The organism is Tenacibaculum sp. MEBiC06402 (assembly GCF_049239625.1).
Taxonomy (GTDB): Bacteria; Bacteroidota; Bacteroidia; order Flavobacteriales; family Flavobacteriaceae; genus Polaribacter.
This window is the reverse complement of record NZ_JBMKKT010000100.1, coordinates 158,090-175,732: the sequence shown is the minus strand read 5'-3', so window position 1 is coordinate 175,732 and position 17,643 is coordinate 158,090. Positions and strand designations below refer to the sequence as shown.

15 protein-coding genes and 1 pseudogene are annotated in these 17,643 nt (G+C 31.9%); 13 read left to right on the top strand and 3 right to left on the bottom strand.

The genetic code is table 11. The annotated features are described in order from the left end of the window. Window positions 1-36 precede the first annotated feature (36 nt). From ACOSP6_RS13285 to ACOSP6_RS13270, 4 genes are all read left to right on the top strand, one after another. The gene (locus tag ACOSP6_RS13285) at window positions 37-795 is read left to right on the top strand and encodes a hypothetical protein (protein WP_422094394.1); all 759 of its coding nucleotides are present in this window, start codon (window positions 37-39) and stop codon (window positions 793-795) included. Window positions 796-830: 35 nt separating this feature from the next. Beyond that, window positions 831-1,508: a class I SAM-dependent methyltransferase gene (locus ACOSP6_RS13280; protein ID WP_422094393.1), complete on the top strand. Its 678-nt coding sequence runs from the start codon at window positions 831-833 to the stop codon at window positions 1,506-1,508. A gap of 115 nt (window positions 1,509-1,623) precedes the next feature. After that, the gene (locus ACOSP6_RS13275; RefSeq protein WP_422094392.1) at window positions 1,624-1,833 is read left to right on the top strand and encodes a YgaP family membrane protein; all 210 of its coding nucleotides are present in this window, start codon (window positions 1,624-1,626) and stop codon (window positions 1,831-1,833) included. Continuing rightward, window positions 1,833-2,252: a hypothetical protein gene (locus ACOSP6_RS13270; protein WP_422094391.1), complete on the top strand. Its 420-nt coding sequence runs from the start codon at window positions 1,833-1,835 to the stop codon at window positions 2,250-2,252. The genes ACOSP6_RS13275 and ACOSP6_RS13270 overlap by 1 nt, the downstream gene beginning before the upstream one ends. 2 nt (window positions 2,253-2,254) lie before the next feature. Here the strand turns inward: ACOSP6_RS13270 and ACOSP6_RS13265 are convergent, their stop codons facing one another. Then, window positions 2,255-4,636: a penicillin acylase family protein gene (locus tag ACOSP6_RS13265; protein ID WP_422094390.1), complete on the bottom strand. Its 2,382-nt coding sequence runs from the start codon at window positions 4,634-4,636 to the stop codon at window positions 2,255-2,257. A gap of 67 nt (window positions 4,637-4,703) precedes the next feature. Between ACOSP6_RS13265 and ACOSP6_RS13260 the strand changes: the two genes are divergently transcribed. From ACOSP6_RS13260 to ACOSP6_RS13245, 4 genes are all read left to right on the top strand, one after another. Continuing rightward, window positions 4,704-5,852 (top strand): DegT/DnrJ/EryC1/StrS family aminotransferase, encoded by a 1,149-nt coding sequence (locus ACOSP6_RS13260; RefSeq protein WP_422094389.1) that lies wholly within the window; start codon window positions 4,704-4,706, stop codon window positions 5,850-5,852. Window position 5,853: 1 nt separating this feature from the next. Beyond that, complete coding sequence (locus tag ACOSP6_RS13255) at window positions 5,854-6,270, top strand: hypothetical protein (RefSeq protein ID WP_422094388.1); 417 nt, start codon at window positions 5,854-5,856, stop codon at window positions 6,268-6,270. Window positions 6,271-6,272: 2 nt separating this feature from the next. Next, window positions 6,273-7,286, top strand: a complete 1,014-nt coding sequence (galE, locus tag ACOSP6_RS13250; protein WP_422094387.1) for a UDP-glucose 4-epimerase GalE — start codon at window positions 6,273-6,275, stop codon at window positions 7,284-7,286. Window positions 7,287-7,378: 92 nt separating this feature from the next. Next, window positions 7,379-10,216, top strand: coding sequence for a M16 family metallopeptidase (locus tag ACOSP6_RS13245; RefSeq protein ID WP_422094386.1), 2,838 nt, complete (start codon window positions 7,379-7,381; stop codon window positions 10,214-10,216). Between the two features lie 57 nt (window positions 10,217-10,273). Here ACOSP6_RS13245 and fabD read toward each other — a convergent pair whose 3' ends face one another. Beyond that, the gene (gene fabD, locus ACOSP6_RS13240) at window positions 10,274-11,158 is read right to left on the bottom strand and encodes an ACP S-malonyltransferase (protein WP_422094385.1); all 885 of its coding nucleotides are present in this window, start codon (window positions 11,156-11,158) and stop codon (window positions 10,274-10,276) included. A 66-nt stretch (window positions 11,159-11,224) separates the two neighbouring features. Here fabD and ACOSP6_RS13235 point away from each other — a divergent pair, with 66 nt between their 5' ends. The 5 genes and pseudogenes from ACOSP6_RS13235 (at window position 11,225) to ACOSP6_RS13215 (ending at window position 15,568) form a co-directional block, all read left to right on the top strand. Further along, window positions 11,225-11,932: a queuosine precursor transporter gene (locus ACOSP6_RS13235; RefSeq protein WP_422094384.1), complete on the top strand. Its 708-nt coding sequence runs from the start codon at window positions 11,225-11,227 to the stop codon at window positions 11,930-11,932. A 6-nt stretch (window positions 11,933-11,938) separates the two neighbouring features. Next, window positions 11,939-13,198, top strand: coding sequence for a mechanosensitive ion channel family protein (locus ACOSP6_RS13230; RefSeq protein WP_422094383.1), 1,260 nt, complete (start codon window positions 11,939-11,941; stop codon window positions 13,196-13,198). A gap of 3 nt (window positions 13,199-13,201) precedes the next feature. Next, the gene (locus tag ACOSP6_RS13225; protein WP_422094382.1) at window positions 13,202-14,275 is read left to right on the top strand and encodes an ABC transporter permease; all 1,074 of its coding nucleotides are present in this window, start codon (window positions 13,202-13,204) and stop codon (window positions 14,273-14,275) included. Window positions 14,276-14,309: 34 nt separating this feature from the next. Next, window positions 14,310-14,756, top strand: coding sequence for an acyl-CoA thioesterase (locus ACOSP6_RS13220; RefSeq protein WP_422094381.1), 447 nt, complete (start codon window positions 14,310-14,312; stop codon window positions 14,754-14,756). Next, window positions 14,749-15,568: pseudogene (locus tag ACOSP6_RS13215) on the top strand (DNA/RNA non-specific endonuclease). The gene ACOSP6_RS13220 and the pseudogene ACOSP6_RS13215 overlap by 8 nt, the downstream one beginning before the upstream one ends. Window positions 15,569-15,655: 87 nt before the next feature. Here ACOSP6_RS13215 and ACOSP6_RS13210 read toward each other — a convergent pair. Next, complete coding sequence (locus tag ACOSP6_RS13210; protein WP_422094380.1) at window positions 15,656-17,623, bottom strand: cytochrome c biogenesis protein CcdA; 1,968 nt, start codon at window positions 17,621-17,623, stop codon at window positions 15,656-15,658. Window positions 17,624-17,643: the final 20 nt, after the last annotated feature.

The window sequence follows — 17,643 nt, the reverse complement described above, 5'->3', positions numbered from 1 at the left end:
TACTTTTATGTATCAAAACCAATTAATCAAGTAATTTTGAAACGAAGAAACTTTCTCAACTTTAGTTTTTCTGCATTGTTAGGAAGCTTATTTTTTTCTAAAAAAGCAGCTGCAGAAACTCCAAATAAAAACACAATTGACGACCAATCTTTAAAGAAAGAAAATCAAGAAGAATTAGTTTCTCTAAATATCCCAAGTCCAAAAGAACTTCGTGGTGGCTGGGCAGCACTTGCAGCAGTTTGTGCATCCAGAGGTTGGGGAAATGATGTTTACGCTAAAAAAGATCAGTGGTTTTATCATGATGGTGGTGGAAACTGGGTCTGTCTTCGTTTTAAAGAAAAAAACAAAGCTATTTTAATTGGTCATGATCACGAATACACTGAAACCTATTACGGAGAAGCTGCAAAATATTTTGAAGAAGAAGAAACTGATATTTTAGCGGACACTCCAGATTGGTGGAGTTTCGATATGAATCCTGCTCCTTTTGGAGAATGGATTGGTTTCGTATACGGATGGGACGGAGAAAAATGGCAAAGAGCAAATTATGACAAACCAGACGGATTCAAAGAAGTTAATTTAATTGATGCTTGTAGTATGAATGATTTTGAACAATTACAGCAACACTCTTTTGACGCTCCAGGAAATAATGGTAAAGCTCCTAGCGATAAAAAACTTAAAAAATTGGTCGATGCTGACGCTAATATAACTCCTGAACTTTTAGAAAATGTTGTTCCTGGCTGGGACATAAAAGCTGGCGTTGAAGCCGCAAAAAAGTTTTTAGAAGCCGATATTTAGAAACTATACATTTAACCTACCCCGATTTATATCATATGAAAAAACTAGTTTTATTCTTTGCTTTCCTAATTGTTTTAGGATGTAAAAACAATAACTATAAAGAGTTCCACAAATCAAACAGTTCAAAGCATGGTGCTGCAAATAAACACATGCTAAAATCTTCTGTAGATGAGTTAATTCAAAAGTTTGAATCTCCTGAAAGAGATGCTTATCAAAAACCTGAAAAAGTTCTTGAATACTTAGGTAATATCGAAGGTTTAACTATTATGGATATTGGTGCAGGCTCTGGTTATTTCTCAGTAAAACTTGCTAAAAAAGGCGCTAAAGTTATTGCAGCAGATGTAGATGATAGTTTTCAAGAGTTTATTAAAAATCGTATTAAAGAAAATAATCTAAAAAACATTGAAACTAGAAAAATACCTTATGATTCTCCAAGTTTAAAAGATGAAGAGGTAGATATCGTTTTAATTGTAAACACGTATCACCATATTGAAAATCGCTCTAAATATTTTCAAAAAATAAAAAAAGGTATCAACTCTAATGGGAAACTAATCATAATAGATTTTTTCAAGGTAGAAATTCCTGTTGGACCTCCAGTAAACCATAAACTATCTATAGATGAAGTTATAAAAGAATTACAAAAAGCTGGATATACTACTTTCCATGTAAATGTTGATTTACTTCCTTATCAATATATTATCGAAGCTAAATAAAGAAAAATTCATTTAAAATGTTTATTTTCAAAGTGTAATGACTTTTATCAGTGTTTATTATGCACAAAACATCAATCTTTGTGTAATAACAACACCTAAATTAAAACTTAGCAAAATGAAAAAAAACATGGGTTCTTCGGATAGAATTATTAGAACAATAATCGCTGCATTAATAGCTATTCTTTATTTTACAGGAATCATTTCTGGCACTTTAGGAATTGTACTACTTGTAGTAGCTTTAATATTTCTACTAACAAGTTTTGTCAGTTTTTGTCCCTTATATGCTCCATTTGGAATTAATACTTGTAAAGTGAAAGACAAATAATGTTCTATAAAGAAATAGAAAACTTAAAATCCGATTTAGAAAAACACAACATTAAAATTTCTAATCCTTTTGATCACATTCGAAAGGATTTGTTTTTCGTGATACTTTCAATTAATGGGAAATCATGGAAACTTCTAATTGATGATGAATATAATGATTTTTCAGAAACTAATTTATTAATGAATTGGTTTTTGGTTTTATACAATTTAGAAGCCTATGAAGAAAATAAAGACATTCTTGAGTGGACAAATGAAATCAATGTGAATCCGAAAGATTTTCTAGATTATTATCGTGATTTAGGAACTGCTTATAAAGAAATTGAGCATCAACTTGGTAAAATTGACGCTCAAATTTCTTCCTATGATTATACCTTACGAACTGGTGTTACAAAAGCATTAGCTAATGAAACTTCATCCTAAATTTATTTAGGCAGTAATACCAATTTGTTTTCAGATTTTTCGATTTCCTCTTGGTTTAATTTCATCTTTACAAACTCTCCATTCACATATTTTGTCGCCTGATTTTTGTAATACGGACTAAACACATTTCCAGATTGTCCAGTTGGAAGCACTGCAATACTATTTTCAATATCTGAAAAATCAATTACTCTTCTTGTCGATGGACCTGATTTTACTTTATAATAACCCGTACTATCTAAATCAAAAATTTGATTGTTTAAAACCTCGTTCCCTCCTACTGTTTTAAACGGACCAACATTAAAAAGTTTACGTAAAACACCTCCAGCTTTTCCAATAGCATGTTCATGTTCTACAGATAATACTCTGTCCCAAGTCCAATCACTAACATTATCTCCTAACTGATTTTGCAAAAATGAAACTGCATTTTTAAAAGTTGCATTTATAATATCATTCCTGGTTTCAATAGTTTTTGTAGTAACATCATCCCACCAAACCGATTCTTGACGTTTTACTTGTGTTGCCAATATCTTTTTTGCGGTTTGCGTATTCAAGAAAACAGCAAAACCTTTTCCCATTTCATCTTGAAAAGTTGACTTGTAAAACTCGTATAACAAACGATTGTAAATTGTAGCCGCTACACTATTCTTTTTATAAGTTCCATCCCAAGCAGAAACAATTTCAAATGCTTCTTTCTCAGAAGATGACAAATTATTCACGTCTAAACCGTTCAACATATCTTTAATAATTGTTGAAGCAGTTGAAGAAGTAACATCAAAAATCATTTTCTTCATCTCTTCTCTTGAAAATTTATCTTGACTTTTTAAAATATCAACTATTCTTTTTGCTCTGTCTTGAGGTTGATAATATCCTGGATATAATTCGCCTCGAACTGTATCAATTTGTTGATTTGCCGAATACACAAAATTCCAATCTGGATTAATAGCTTGTGGATTCTCTTCGAAATCTAAAAACTCGGTAATTTCATCTTTTCCAGAAGCTCCGTCTAAATAAGTTTGCCTGAATAAACTATCACGAACCTGATATAATTTAGCTGAAGAAAACCAAGCTACATTTCCTTTCGCATCGCCATACATAATATTTAATCCTGGCGCATGGACATTTGCAGGTGCTCTTTTAAAATTTTCAATTGAACTTGCGTGTGATAAATCATAAGAAACATCTAGCAATAATTGATTAGGAAGTTTCGTATAAATCCACTGCATGGCAATTGGCTTATCATAACTTACTTGATCAATAATATCATTCATAATAGGTCCATGTCTACTTACTTTGATTTGATAGGTAGTATCCTGTCCTCCTTTTACTTTTATCGTTTTATCAACTAATTTATATTTTTCAAAACCATCTTCAGTTTTGTATTCTAAAGAATTTTCAGGATTATTTTCCTCTATATAAAAATCAATATCATCATTCGCTAACATAGTTAATCCGTAAGCATATTCTCTATTATGACCTAACAATGGAAACGGTGTTAAGGCAAGATTAAATCCGTACATTTCGTAAGTCGGTGTTTTAATATGAGATTGATACCAAACAGAAGGTTGCGAAAAACCAATATGAGGATCATTCGCTAAAATTACTTTTCCGTTTTTTGTCTTTTCAGGCGCTAAAACCCAAGAGTTACTTCCCATAAAAGAAGAAACAGGCAATTTATCGTAAATAGCATTCAATGCTTCCGCCATTACTGCTTGTATCTCAGGATTCTTTTGTGTTTTGTTAATAGTTAAATTTTTAGAAAAAGAACCGATTAATTCTTGAAGATGTGCTTCACCATATTTTTCTTTGATCTCTGTTAAAATAGGCTCTGTTTTATGCGCAGCAGCAAAACTAAATGCCATATATCCAAAAACATTATAGACATCTTTAATCGTATATTTTTCCTTTTCTACACCCACTAAATAAAATTCCAATGGTGTTGCTCCTTCCTCAATAAATTGATTAACACCATCTAAATACGCCATTGTTAATTTATAAGCTTCCGTAGTTTTATCTATTTTCGAAATACTTTTAACAGCCGCTTCCTCAATACCCAAACCTGAGAAAAGCTTATCTACTCTCACTAAATCTTTCCCAAAAACTTCTGATAATCTTCCTGCCGCTAACCTTCTTATTAATTCCATTTGCCACAAACGGTCTTGGGCATGGACATATCCGAAAGCTCTTAAAGCATCTTCGTTATTATTAGCATTAATATGAGGAACACCATTCTCATCATAAAACACTGTAACTTTATCTTTTAACCCTGAAATTGTCATTTCTCCATTATAATCTGGAGCTAATGATTTTCCAATAAGCCAATATGCGATAAGTACGAAAAAAGATAAGCTAATTAAAAAAAAGAGGAGTTTTTTTAGTAGTTTCATTCCTAAATATGTTTTATCAAATATAAAGGTTTTAAATTTGTACTTTTGAGTAAACAAACAGCAGGAGATGAAAAAAATTCAAATGGTTGACTTACAAAGTCAATATCAAAAAATTAAGGAAACTGTAGACATATCAATACAAGAAGTTTTAAATTCTTCAGCCTACATTAATGGTCCTTATGTAAAAGAATTTCAAGCAGATTTAGAAAAATATTTGGACGTAAAACACGTAATTCCTTGTGCAAATGGAACCGATGCTTTGCAAATTGCAATGATGGGACTTGGTTTGCAACCTGGTGATGAGGTTATTACCGCAGACTTCACTTTTGCTGCTACTGTTGAAGTTATCGGCTTACTAAACTTAACTCCTGTTTTAGTTGATGTTGAGCCTGATTCTTTTAATATTGATATTGAAGCTTTGAAAAAAGCAATCACGCCAAAAACTAAGGCAATTGTTCCTGTTCATTTATTCGGACAAGTAGCAAACATGGAAGCTATTTTAGAAATTGCCAAAGAACATAACTTATTTGTAATCGAAGACAACGCACAAGCAATTGGTGCTAATTATACTTTCAAAGACGGAACAAAAAAGAAAGCCGGAACTATTGGTAATGTAGGAACAACTTCTTTCTTTCCTTCTAAAAATTTAGGATGTTACGGAGACGGTGGAGCAATTTTTACAAATGATGATGATTTAGCACATATCATTAGAGGAATTGTAAATCATGGAATGTACAAAAGATATTACCACGACGTTGTCGGAGTAAACTCTAGATTAGACAGTATTCAAGCGGCTGTTTTAAAAGCAAAACTTCCTTTATTAGATGGTTATTGTAATGCACGTAGAGAAGCTGCTAAATTTTATAATAATGCCTTTGCTAGTAATCCAAACATAATTACACCGACTTCTTCAAGTTGTGGACAAATTTGTGCTACTTGTGATTGTCATGTTTTTCACCAATACACTTTACAAATTACCAATGGAAAACGAGATGAATTACATCAACATTTATTAGATAACGGAATTGCAAATGCAATTTATTATCCAGTACCATTGCACAAACAAAAAGCTTATGCGGATGAACGCTATAATGAGGATGATTTCAAAGTCACAAATAAATTAGTAGAGACTGTGATTTCATTACCAATGCATACTGAATTAGATGAAGAACAGCTTTTATTCATAACAAAAACCTTGAATGATTTCTTAAGTTAAAATGAATCAAAAAGTTAGAACTGGTCAAATCATACATTTAGCCCAGATTATTGGGTTTTGTATTTTTAATTATGTCTTAGGAGACTTTAAAAATCTTGATAAATTTAGCATTGATAGTTCTAATTTTGTATTTTTTCTAATACCTATTATTGCTTATTTCCTTGGAATTTATTTATCAAATAAAAGATTAGAAAAAGTGACACGAGAACAACCAACCTCAGAAAAACTTACAACCTATATAAGTTCGTTTGTATTGAGATGGGCACCGTTGGAAATAGCAGGATTCTTAATTCTAATTTTAAAACCAGAATTAATTAATTTAAATATCGGTGTTTTAATATTACTCATATTAATTAGACCAACAAAAGGAAATGCCAAAACTACTCTGAATTTAAAAGACTCAGATTTCAACTATTAACTATGAAAAAAATTTTAGTAACTGGTGGATTAGGTTTCATCGGTGCACATACCGTAGTAGAGCTTCAAAACGAAGAATATGAAGTGATTATAATAGACGATTTATCTAATTCAACTATTGAAGTTTTAGATAATATTTCAAAAATCACAGGAAAAAAACCTGAATTCCACCAAATAGATTTACGAGTAAAAAAAGATGTTCAACATTTTTTTGAAACGAATAAAGTAGATGGAATTATCCATTTCGCTGCGTTCAAAGCAGTAGGAGAAAGTGTTCAGAAACCATTAGAATATTATGAAAACAATATCGGAAGTCTTATTTATATATTACAAGAAATGCGAAATCGTAATATTGATAATTTTATTTTTAGCTCTTCTTGCACAGTTTACGGACAAGCAGACAAACTTCCTATTACCGAAAATGCTCCTATAAAACCTGCTGAATCTCCTTATGGAAACACCAAACAAATCGGAGAAGAAATCATAAGAGATACTTGCAAATCTCACGGATTAAACGCTATATCATTAAGATATTTCAACCCAATTGGCGCGCACGATACAGCCAACATTGGCGAATTACCTCTTGGAGTTCCACAAAATCTAATTCCTTACGTCACGCAAACTGCTGCAGGAATTAGAGAACAACTTTCCGTATTTGGAGATGATTACGACACACCAGATGGTACAGCTATTCGAGATTATATTCATGTAGTAGATTTAGCAAAAGCTCATATTGCTGCGCTTGAAAGATTAATTCGAAAGGAGAACAAAAAGAATTTCGAGTTTTTTAATGTTGGTACCGGTAAAGGAAGCTCCGTTTTAGAAATAGTCAACGCCTTTGAGAAAGCGACGAATCAAAAGTTAAATTATAAAATAGCACCTCGCCGTGAAGGTGATATTACAGCAGCTTATGCTGATACTACTTTAGCAAATAGTGAACTCAAATGGAAAACAGAGAAGTCTATAGAACAAGCGTTACAATCGGCTTGGGAATGGCAACAAAAACAGCAAGCATAAGTTATTGATACTACATCAATAATATTTAACAAAAATTAGGAAAATCTTCTTTTCTAGTTTTAGTAATTTCATAGCTTAAATTAAAATCAACAATGACTAAAAATATCTTTTGGGTGTTTCTTTCAGTTTTCATGCTAAGTTGCACCTCTTCAAGTGAAAAAGCTAAACCTGTAGCTTTAAAAATAGACTACGAAAAAATAACATTAGATAATGGACTTGACGTAATATTTCACGTAGATAAATCAGACCCAGTAGTTGCTGTAGAGTTAATGGTTCATGTGGGTTCTGCTCGAGAAATAGAAGGGAGAACAGGATTCGCTCATTTATTCGAACATCTTTTATTCTTAGAATCTGAAAATTTAGGAAAAGGTGGATTAGATAAAATGAGTGCGCGTATTGGAGGATCAGGTGCAAATGGCTCAACTTCTAGAGATAGAACAAATTATTTGCAAACAGTTCCGAGCGATGCGTTGGAAAAAATGATTTGGGCAGAAGCAGATAAACTAGGTTGGTTTATCAATACAGTGACTGATCCAGTATTAGCAAAAGAAAAACAAGTTGTTAAAAACGAAAAAAGACAAAGTGTTGACAACAGACCTTATGGACATAGACAATATGTAATTGGTAAAAACTTGTACCCAAAAGACCATCCATATAACTGGCAAGTAATTGGTTCATTAGAAGATTTACAAAATGCAACATTAGATGATGTAAAAAACTTCTTTAAAAAATGGTACGTACCAAATAACGCTACTTTGGTATTATCGGGTGATATTGATGTTGCCAAAGCGAAAGAGTGGGTTCACAAATATTTTGATGAAATTCCAAGAGGAGGAGAAATTACTCCAGTTCAAAAACGACCAGGTATTGTTAATGAAACAAAACATTTATACTATGAAGATAACTTTGCAAGATTACCTGAATTAACATTAACATGGTCAGGCGTTGAACAATATCATAAAGATGCCTACGCTCTTGACATTTTATCAGAATATTTATCTGTGGGTAAAAAGGCTCCTTTAAACAAAGTTTTAGTTGATGATTTAAAATTAACTTCAGGAACTACTATGTTTAACTACACCTCTGAAATTGCAGGACAAATTCAATTAATAGTTAGAGCTTTTAATAACACTAAGTTAGATGAAGTAAAAGCTGGAATTGATAAAGCGTTTTTAGATTTTGAACAAAATGGAATTCCACAAAAAGATTTAGATCGTATTAAAGCAGGATTAGAAACTGACTTCTACAGCAGTTTATCAAGTGTGCTTGGGAAAGGATCTCGTTTGGCTTCATATAACACTTACACTGGTGATCCAGGTTATGTAACAAAAGAACTAAACGAAACATTAGCTGTTACTGCTGAAGACGTAATGAAGGTGTACAATAAGTATATAAAAGGAAAAAATTACATCGCTACCAGTTTTGTTCCTAAAGGTGATCAGGCCTTAGCTCTTACTAATTCTAAAGAAGCAGAAGTTGTAGAGGAAAAAATTGTTATCGGTGCTGAAGAATCTTTTGATGCATCTGTAGCTGCTGAATACGAAAAAACACCATCTTCTTTTGATCGTTCAGTTGAGCCTCCTTATGGAAAATCACCTGAGATAAAAACTCCAGATGTTTGGCAAGATAAACTTGATAATGGAATCAAAGTTTTTGGTATACAAAATAGTGAAGTTCCTTTGGTAGAATTCAACTTTGTTATTGAAGGCGGACAACTACTAGAAGACATGAATAAATTGGGTGTTGCTAATTTAACTGCTGGTTTACTTGAAAAAGGAACTAAAAACAAAACAGTTAGCGAGTTGGAAGATGCTTTAGCACAATTAGGTGCTTCAGTTAATGTATTCGCAACAAAAGAAAATATAAGAATTTCAGGAACTACCTTAACTAGAAATTACGATGCAACATTAGCTTTAGTAAAAGAAATGTTACTAGAACCTAGATGGGATGAAACTGAATTCGAGCTATTAAAAAAGAGAGCAATTACGAATTTAAGACAACAAGAAGCAAGTCCAAGATCTATTGCCGCAAATCAGTATAACGCTTTATTATATGGAAAAGATAATATTCGTTCTAAGAATATTTTAGGAACTATTGCGTCTGTAGAATCAATTACAATTGACGATGTTAAAAATTACTACAACAACTATATCTCTCCTTCAATTACAACAATGCATGTAGTTGGTGACATTGATAAGGAAAGCATTATAGCTTCTTTAAAAGACATTAATGAAAATTGGAAAGCAAAAGAAGTTACGATTCCTAGCTTCCCTACTCCAGAACCTCCAAAAGAGTCAACTGTTTATTTTTACGATGTTCCTAATGCAAAACAATCTCAATTACGATTTGGAACTCCTGCATTAGCCTTTAATGATGAAGATTACTATCCAGCAACAGTTATGAATTATATTTTAGGTGGTGGTGGTTTTGCTTCTCAGTTAACACAACAGCTTAGAGAAGGTAAAGGTTATACTTATGGAGTTCGTTCAGGTTTCTCTGGATCGAAGGAAAAAGGAGCTTTCACAATTTCAAGTGGTGTAAGAAGTAATGTTACTTTAGAAGCATCTCAATTGGTGAAACAAATCTTAGAAAACTATGCTAAAAATTATAACGAGAAAGATTTAGCAACCACTAAAGGGTTCTTAATCAAATCAAATGCACGTGCTTTTGAAACGATGAATGCTAAATTAAGAATGTTGGAAAACATTAGTACTTATAATTTATCTCCTGATTATGTTAAAGGAAGAGAGAAAATTGTTTCAGAAATGACAATTCCTCGTATTCAAGAATTGGCTAACAAATATGTTGACCCTAACAAGATGATATGGTTAGTTGTTGGAGATGCAGAAACTCAATTAAAAAGAATGAAAGGTTTAGGTTTTGGAGAGCCAGTCTTATTAAATAAACTTCAAGAGAAAGTGAAGCAATAAAACAAAAAACGCCCTAGCAATTAGGGCGTTTTTTTATTTTATGATAAATTGATTTTTTTATTCAAAACTTGCTCCACTTGCAGCAACGTTTCTATCAATTTTTCTCATTAAACCTTGTAACACTTTACCAGGTCCAACTTCTACAAATTCAGCACCACCATCTGCAATCATTTGCTGAACAGATTGCGTCCATTTTACAGCTCCAGTTAATTGTGCTACTAAGTTTTCTTTAATTTCAGTAGGATCAGTAACTGCTTTAGCAACCACATTTTGATAAACTGGACAAATAGGCGTATTAAAAGTAGTTTCTTCAATTGCTTTCGCTAACTCTTCACGAGCTGGTTCCATTAACGGAGAATGAAATGCACCTCCAACAGGTAAAACTAATGCTCTTTTTGCTCCCTTTTCTTTAAGTATATCACAAGCTTTATTAATTGCTTCTACTTCTCCTGAAATAACAATCTGACCAGGGCAATTATAATTTGCAGCCACAACAACACCTTCCACAGAAGCACAAACTTCTTCCACAACTTCATTTTCCAATCCTAATACAGCCGCCATTGTAGATTCTTGCATTTCACAAGCTTTTTGCATTGCTCTGGCTCTCGTAGCAACTAATTTTAACCCATCTTCAAACGATAATGCATTACTAGCAACTAACGCTGAAAATTCTCCTAAAGAATGACCTGCAACCATATTTGGTTGAAAATCTTCACCAAGAACTTTTGCTAAAATTACAGAATGTAAGAAAATAGCAGGTTGAGTAACCTTTGTTTGCTTTAATTCTTCTGCTGTCCCTTCAAACATTGCATCGGTAATACTAAATCCTAAGATTGAATTCGCTTGTTCAAATAGCTCTTGGGCTAAAGGTGATTTTTCATATAAATCTAACCCCATACCTGTGAACTGCGCTCCTTGTCCAGGAAAAATATATGCTTTCATATGTTTCTTTAATCATTTGTTTAATAATGCAAACATAATCAATTTTAATTTTGCTATTTTCGTTTTATGACTGAGAAAAACAAAGTACTCGCGCATAATATTTATTTAATACTTGCTGGCTTATTTATTTCTTCACTAGTTGCCTCTAACCTTATTTTTCAAAAATTTTTTTATTGGTATCCTTTTGATATCGAAATATATGGAGTAAAACTATTTGAGGTTTCAGTTGGACTTTTACCATATCCGATTACCTTTTTAATTACAGATATATTATCGGAAATATATGGAAAGAGGAAAGCCAATCAAGTTGTAATTACAGGTATTTTTGCTTCACTTTTCTCTTTAGGTATTATTTATGTAGGGAAACATGCACCAGCAACGTCATGGTCTCCAGTGGATGACGGAACTTTCAATTTGGTATTTGGAGGTGCTCCACTGGCAGTATTAGCTTCTATGTTAGCATATTTATTTGCGCAATTTGTAGATATACGAGTATATCATTTCTGGAAAAGATACACCAATGGTAAACATTTATGGTTACGTAATAACTTCTCTACATTCTCCTCTCAAATAATCGACACCTTAACAGTCTTAGTTTTATTATGTTCTTTTGAGATTATCGCTTGGGATAAATTTTTAGGATTATTAATTAGCGGTGTAATTTTCAAAGTATTTATTGCGCTTTTAGATACTCCATTATTGTATTTAACAGTGTATTGGTTTAGAAAAAGATTTAATTTAAAAGAAGGCGAAGAGTTCAAAAATCTGATATAATTATAAATGGAATCAAGAAAATTATTCTATAATTTATTTACGAAGACTTTTAATTTTGATGAAACTATAGCAGAATATTTAAATGTGATTAGCAACTTACTTGTGGTTGCTATTTTAGGCTATTTAATCTATCGATTGGTTAAGTTATTTGGAAGTCAAATGATTCGAAAAATTGCTTCTAAAACAAAAACGGAATTTGATGATATTTTAATTAAAAATCGTTTCTTCCTAAATTTATCAAGAGTTGTAATTTTTATTATTACCTATGCTTTTCTAGACTATATTTTTATTGATTTCAATGAGGTTTTAAAATACGCTCAAAAAATAACCAATGTCTGCATATTAATAAGCTTTATACTCTTAGTAAAAAGTATGCTCTCAAGTATTAAAGATTACTTGAGAACATTAACCGTTTTCAAAGATAAACCGTTAGAAAGCTATGTTCAAATATTTATGGTTTTCACGTGGCTAATAGGAATTATTATAAGTGTCTCTATCCTTTCCGACAGACCATTGGGTAGATTTTTAACAACCTTAGGGGCCTTTTCGGCGGTATTACTTTTAATTTTTAAAGATGCTATTCTTGGATTTGTTGCGAGCATTCAAATATCTGTTTATGATACAGTAAGACTTCAGGACTGGATAACTATGGAAAAATATGGAGCTGATGGAAATATTATTGAAATCAATCTAACTTCAGTTATCGTTCAGAATTTTGATAATACAATTACAAGTATACCAACCTACTCTTTAATTTCCGATTCATTTAAGAATTGGAGAGCTATGAATAATTCTGGAGGAAGAAGAATTAAACGTGCCGTATCCATAAAAATGAGTAGTATTAAATTTGTTTCTAAAGAGGACATTGAAAACCTTAATAAAATTGAACTTATCAGTTCTTACTTAAAGGAAAAAAGTGAAGAAATTAATAGTTACAATTCTGAGAATGGATTTGATAAAGAACTACTTATTAACGGAAGAAACCTTACTAACTTTGGTATATTTAGAAAGTATATAGATTTATATTTAGAACAGCATCCAAAAATCAATAAGGAACTAACTTTGATGACAAGACAATTAACTCCTACATCCAAAGGAATTCCTCTGGAAATTTATGCATTTAGCAACATGAAAGAATGGGTTATTTATGAACGTATAATAGCAGATATTTTTGATCATATTTGTGCGGCTGTAACGTATTTTGATTTAGAAATTTTTGAATCACCAACAGGAAATGATCTTACCCAACTTAAAAGTGTGAAGTAAACCATGAAGTCATCTAATTCACTTTGGATTTTAACATTACGAAAGTTTCAGCGTAATACAACTGGAGTTTTGAGTCTTTCTTACATTGTTTTATGTGGATTAGTAGCCTTATTCTGTTATCTACTTGCACCAGACAATTCGAATGCAGCGAATCAAATGCATATTGAAATCCACTCAAAAAAGCCTGGTTTTTCTTCACAAATGCTTTTATTGCCATCTGAAAATAAAACAAAATCATCTTGGCTTTCAACTTTGTTTTTTGGAAAAAAAGATAATCCCAAGGAAATTCCAATTCTATCATACAATATTTTAGAAGAGTATATTTCTGTTAAAAAATATGACGGATCAACTAAAAATTATAAACTCGAACTTTTTCAAAACAATCCTGAAAACTACATAACAAAAAAAACATTTTACCTAGGAACAGATAAATTCGGGCGAGATTTATTAAGTCGCATTCTTATTGGTACAAGAATTTCGTTTTCAATAGGATTTATTGCTGTTTTTATTTCATTACTTATAGGAATACCAATAGGTGCTATTGCTGGATATTTCGGAGGGAAAATTGACGCTTTCATTATGTGGATAATCAACATCACGTGGTCTATTCCAACCTTATTACTTGTAATCGCCATCACACTTACTTTAGGAAAAGGGTTTTGGCAAGTTTTTATTGCCGTAGGTTTAACTATGTGGGTAGAAGTTGCCAGAATCGTTAGAGGTCAAGTTATTACTACTAAACAACAACAATATATTGAAGCTGCAAAAGCATTAGGATACTCGCATGCTAGAATTATTTTTAAACATATTTTACCAAATATTTTAGCCCCAATAATTGTTATTTCAGCTGCTAACTTTGCCGCAGCGATATTAATTGAAAGCGGATTAAGTTTTCTTGGAATTGGTGCACAACCACCTACTCCATCTTGGGGTGCAATTATTAAAAATCATTACAACTATATCATATTAGGCAAACCGTTTCTTGCTTTGGCTCCAGGTATTGCAATTATGAGTTTAGTTATGGCTTTTATGTTGCTTGGAAATTCGCTACGAGATGCATTGGATGTAAAGTCTTAAGTTCGTAATTTCGCTCCTTGATTAAAAATAACCCATGAATTTTAAAGTACAATTTACAACTAGATGGGCTGATTTTGATGCTAATATTCACATGCGTCATACAGCTTATAATGATTATGCAGCAGAGGCTCGTTTGAGATTTTTCAATAAATTTGGTATTACCATTCATGACTTTACAAAAGAAAAAGTTGGACCAATTTTGTTTGAAGAAAACACTAAGTTTTTAAAAGAAATACATTTAGGAGAAGATATTTCAGTAAATTTAAAAATAACTGGATTATCAGCTAAAGGAGAACGTTGGAAAATTCAACATGAAGTATTTAATAGTAAAGGACAACTATCTGCTATTATTAATGTTTACGGAGCATGGTTAGATTTAGCAAAACGTAAGTTAACTGTGCCTCCTGTTAAATTTCAGCAAATATTTAAAGATGCTGATCGCACAGAAGATTTTAAACAAATACCGTTAAAAAGTGACTAAAAAAAGAATCATTGCTGCGCTTATTTTAAGCGCAGTTTTAATTTACAATTACTATCAAGAGAACAAAGAGCATTCATTCTCAAAAGAAACAAAAGAAGAATCTAAAACGAATACAAAAAATGAGAATACCTCTTTCGACTTTCTTCCTACCTCTACTACAAACCAAGTAATACATCATAAATATTACTCCTTATCCTATAACGAGAAACACGAGCAAGCTGAATGGGTTGCTTATTCATTAAATAAAAAGGATATTTCCTACACGGGATTATAAGAGACCTTTTTTTATTGAGGACCCAAAGGTTAAAACTAAATCGGCAGACTGGAGAAATTATAAAAGGTCGGGGTACGACAGAGGTCACTTATGCCCTGCAGGAGACAGAAAATTCTCAAAAGAAGCCTTTAACGAAACTTTTTTTACATCCAATATTAGTCCACAAAAACACGATTTTAACTCTGGAGTTTGGAATAGATTAGAACAAAAGGTTAGATATTGGGCAAAAAAATATAATCACCTCTATGTAGTTACTGGTGGGATTTTAAGCGATGCTAATTATTCTACTATTGGAAAGGAAAAAGTAACTGTCCCAAAATACTTTTACAAAGTAATATTAGATTATACAAAACCAGAACTTAAAGCTATCGCGTTTTTATTACCACACAAAGAAAGTAATAAACCGTTATACGAATTTGTCGTTACCATAGATGAGATTGAAAAACAAACTGGGATAGATTTCTTCAAGGAGCTACCAGATGATTTAGAAAAAAAACTAGAATCTTCTAAGAACTATAAAAACTGGTCATTTAGATAATTAAGCAAAAAATTAATTAGATTAAAAGAAAAAAAGATCACTTTGATAAGTGATCTTTTTTTCTTTATATAATAAAAATTCTAATGCTTATTCTTTGTAACGCTTTACACCTTCTTTTAACCAGTTATAATAAGTTAATTTATCAGTATACTGCTGTGGTGTATTTAACACTTCTAAATCCGGACTTAATTGAACGTAATAAGGTTGAGAAGCATTTTTAAAGTTTACAGTTTGTAAAGTTGCCCACTTCTCTCCATAAGTTCTAATCTTTTTGATTTTACCACTTGGCTTTACAAAATCAAATTGTTCCTCTGCAGGTAATGGATTTTCATTATCATCAACATATAAAGAGATTAATACATAATCATTCTTTAAAGTGTTATAGATTCTACTCTCACTCCAAACATTCTCCTCCATCTTTCTACAGTTTACACAAGCCCATCCTGTAAAGTCAACTAAAACAGGTTTACCAACTTCTTTTGCATATGCCATTCCTTCATCAAAGTCTTTGAAACAGTTTAATGCTAAAGGACATTTGTTATTTTCTAAATCGTAAATACTATAAAATTGTGGTGGTGCAAATCCACTTAATATTTTTTGAGGCCACATTGGTTTTTTAGTAACACCAGGAGCTAAATAAACTGCGAAACCTAATACTGCTAAACCAAGTATAATTCTTAAACCTGAAATTCTTTTCACTTTTGGCCCACCTGGGAATCTAATTACTCCGAATAAGAATAATGCCGCTAAAATTGTGATGAAAATCCAGATACCTATGAACACCTCTCTTTTTAATAAATCCCAATTACCAACTAAGTCTGCATTTGATAAGAACTTGAATGCTAATGCTAATTCAACAAAACCTAACAATACAGTTACAGCCTTCATCCAGAATCCTGATTTTGGTAAAGCTTTTAATAAATTAGGGAATAAAGCAAAAAATGCGAATGGTAAAGCTAAAGCTACACCAAATCCTCCCATACCAGCAGTTAACTGCATTGGATCACCATCAGCAGTTAAAGAACCAGCTAGTAACGAACCTAAAATAGGACCTGTACATGAGAATGATACAATGGCTAAAGTGATTGCCATAAAGAAAATACCAAAAATCCCACCAATTCCAGATGCGTTATCTGCTTTGTTACTCCAAGAACTTGGTAATGTAATTGTATAGAAACCAAAGAATGATCCAGCAAAGAATACTAATACTATAAAGAAGAAAATGTTTAACCACATATTCGTAGAAATAGTATTTAAAATTTCTGGATCTAAACTATCTGCAAAGTGGAACGGTAAACTCAATGCTACATAAATAGCAGCAATAAAGAATCCATATAATAATGAATTTGTAATTCCTCTTGATCTTTTCTCTGATTGCTTATTAAAGAAAGATACTGTTAAAGGAATTAACGGGAATACACAAGGAGTTAAGAATGCGATTAAACCTCCTAAAAATCCTAAAACAAAAATATTCAACAAGTTTCCTTTGTTCTCTTTATTTTCTGTAGAAGACTCAAGTAATTCACGATTTTTTAAATCTAACTTTAATGAGTTTGTAATTTCTTTACTTTTCTCATCAACAGTCGCTACAGTCGCTACAACTTCTCCTCCGTTTAAAGAAAAAGTAAAATCATCATCATAAGGTAAACAAAACTCTTTACACACCTGAGCCTCAATATTTAAAGAAACCTGCGTTAATGTTGGATCGTCTAACTTAATACGTTGTACTAAAGTAGCTTCATCTACAAAGAATGTTTCATCCATTCCCCAGATTTCACTGTACTCAGTTTTAGTTTCACTTTCTGTAGCTTTTCCAACAACTGTAAAACCTGTTTCTCCTTGAGAAGGTTTAATGGTCATCGGTAAAGAAGCATCTTTTGGATTGTATTGAGAATACAGATGCCAATCTTCGTCTATGTATACATTAAAAATTAAATCATATTCAGTATCAGAAATTTTCTTTACTGAAGTCTCTACTTCTACAGGATCATCCTGTGCGAATGTTGTAAAAGTAAATCCAAAAAATAATAAAAGTAAGGTAATGACTCTTTTCATTGTTTGTATTGTATTGGGGT

Excerpts from the sequence above, each read along its gene's own strand:
- ACOSP6_RS13280 (WP_422094393.1), top strand. The coding sequence starts at position 831 with ATGAAAAAACTAGTTTTATTCTTTGCTTTCCTAATTGTTTTAGGATGT.
- ACOSP6_RS13275 (WP_422094392.1), top strand. The coding sequence starts at position 1,624 with ATGAAAAAAAACATGGGTTCTTCGGATAGAATTATTAGAACAATAATC.
- ACOSP6_RS13270 (WP_422094391.1), top strand. The coding sequence starts at position 1,833 with ATGTTCTATAAAGAAATAGAAAACTTAAAATCCGATTTAGAAAAACAC.
- ACOSP6_RS13265 (WP_422094390.1), bottom strand. The coding sequence starts at position 4,636 with ATGAAACTACTAAAAAAACTCCTCTTTTTTTTAATTAGCTTATCTTTT.
- ACOSP6_RS13260 (WP_422094389.1), top strand. The coding sequence starts at position 4,704 with ATGAAAAAAATTCAAATGGTTGACTTACAAAGTCAATATCAAAAAATT.
- ACOSP6_RS13255 (WP_422094388.1), top strand. The coding sequence starts at position 5,854 with ATGAATCAAAAAGTTAGAACTGGTCAAATCATACATTTAGCCCAGATT.
- galE (WP_422094387.1), top strand. The coding sequence starts at position 6,273 with ATGAAAAAAATTTTAGTAACTGGTGGATTAGGTTTCATCGGTGCACAT.
- ACOSP6_RS13245 (WP_422094386.1), top strand. The coding sequence starts at position 7,379 with ATGACTAAAAATATCTTTTGGGTGTTTCTTTCAGTTTTCATGCTAAGT.
- fabD (WP_422094385.1), bottom strand. The coding sequence starts at position 11,158 with ATGAAAGCATATATTTTTCCTGGACAAGGAGCGCAGTTCACAGGTATG.
- ACOSP6_RS13235 (WP_422094384.1), top strand. The coding sequence starts at position 11,225 with ATGACTGAGAAAAACAAAGTACTCGCGCATAATATTTATTTAATACTT.
- ACOSP6_RS13230 (WP_422094383.1), top strand. The coding sequence starts at position 11,939 with ATGGAATCAAGAAAATTATTCTATAATTTATTTACGAAGACTTTTAAT.
- ACOSP6_RS13225 (WP_422094382.1), top strand. The coding sequence starts at position 13,202 with ATGAAGTCATCTAATTCACTTTGGATTTTAACATTACGAAAGTTTCAG.
- ACOSP6_RS13220 (WP_422094381.1), top strand. The coding sequence starts at position 14,310 with ATGAATTTTAAAGTACAATTTACAACTAGATGGGCTGATTTTGATGCT.
- ACOSP6_RS13210 (WP_422094380.1), bottom strand. The coding sequence starts at position 17,623 with ATGAAAAGAGTCATTACCTTACTTTTATTATTTTTTGGATTTACTTTT.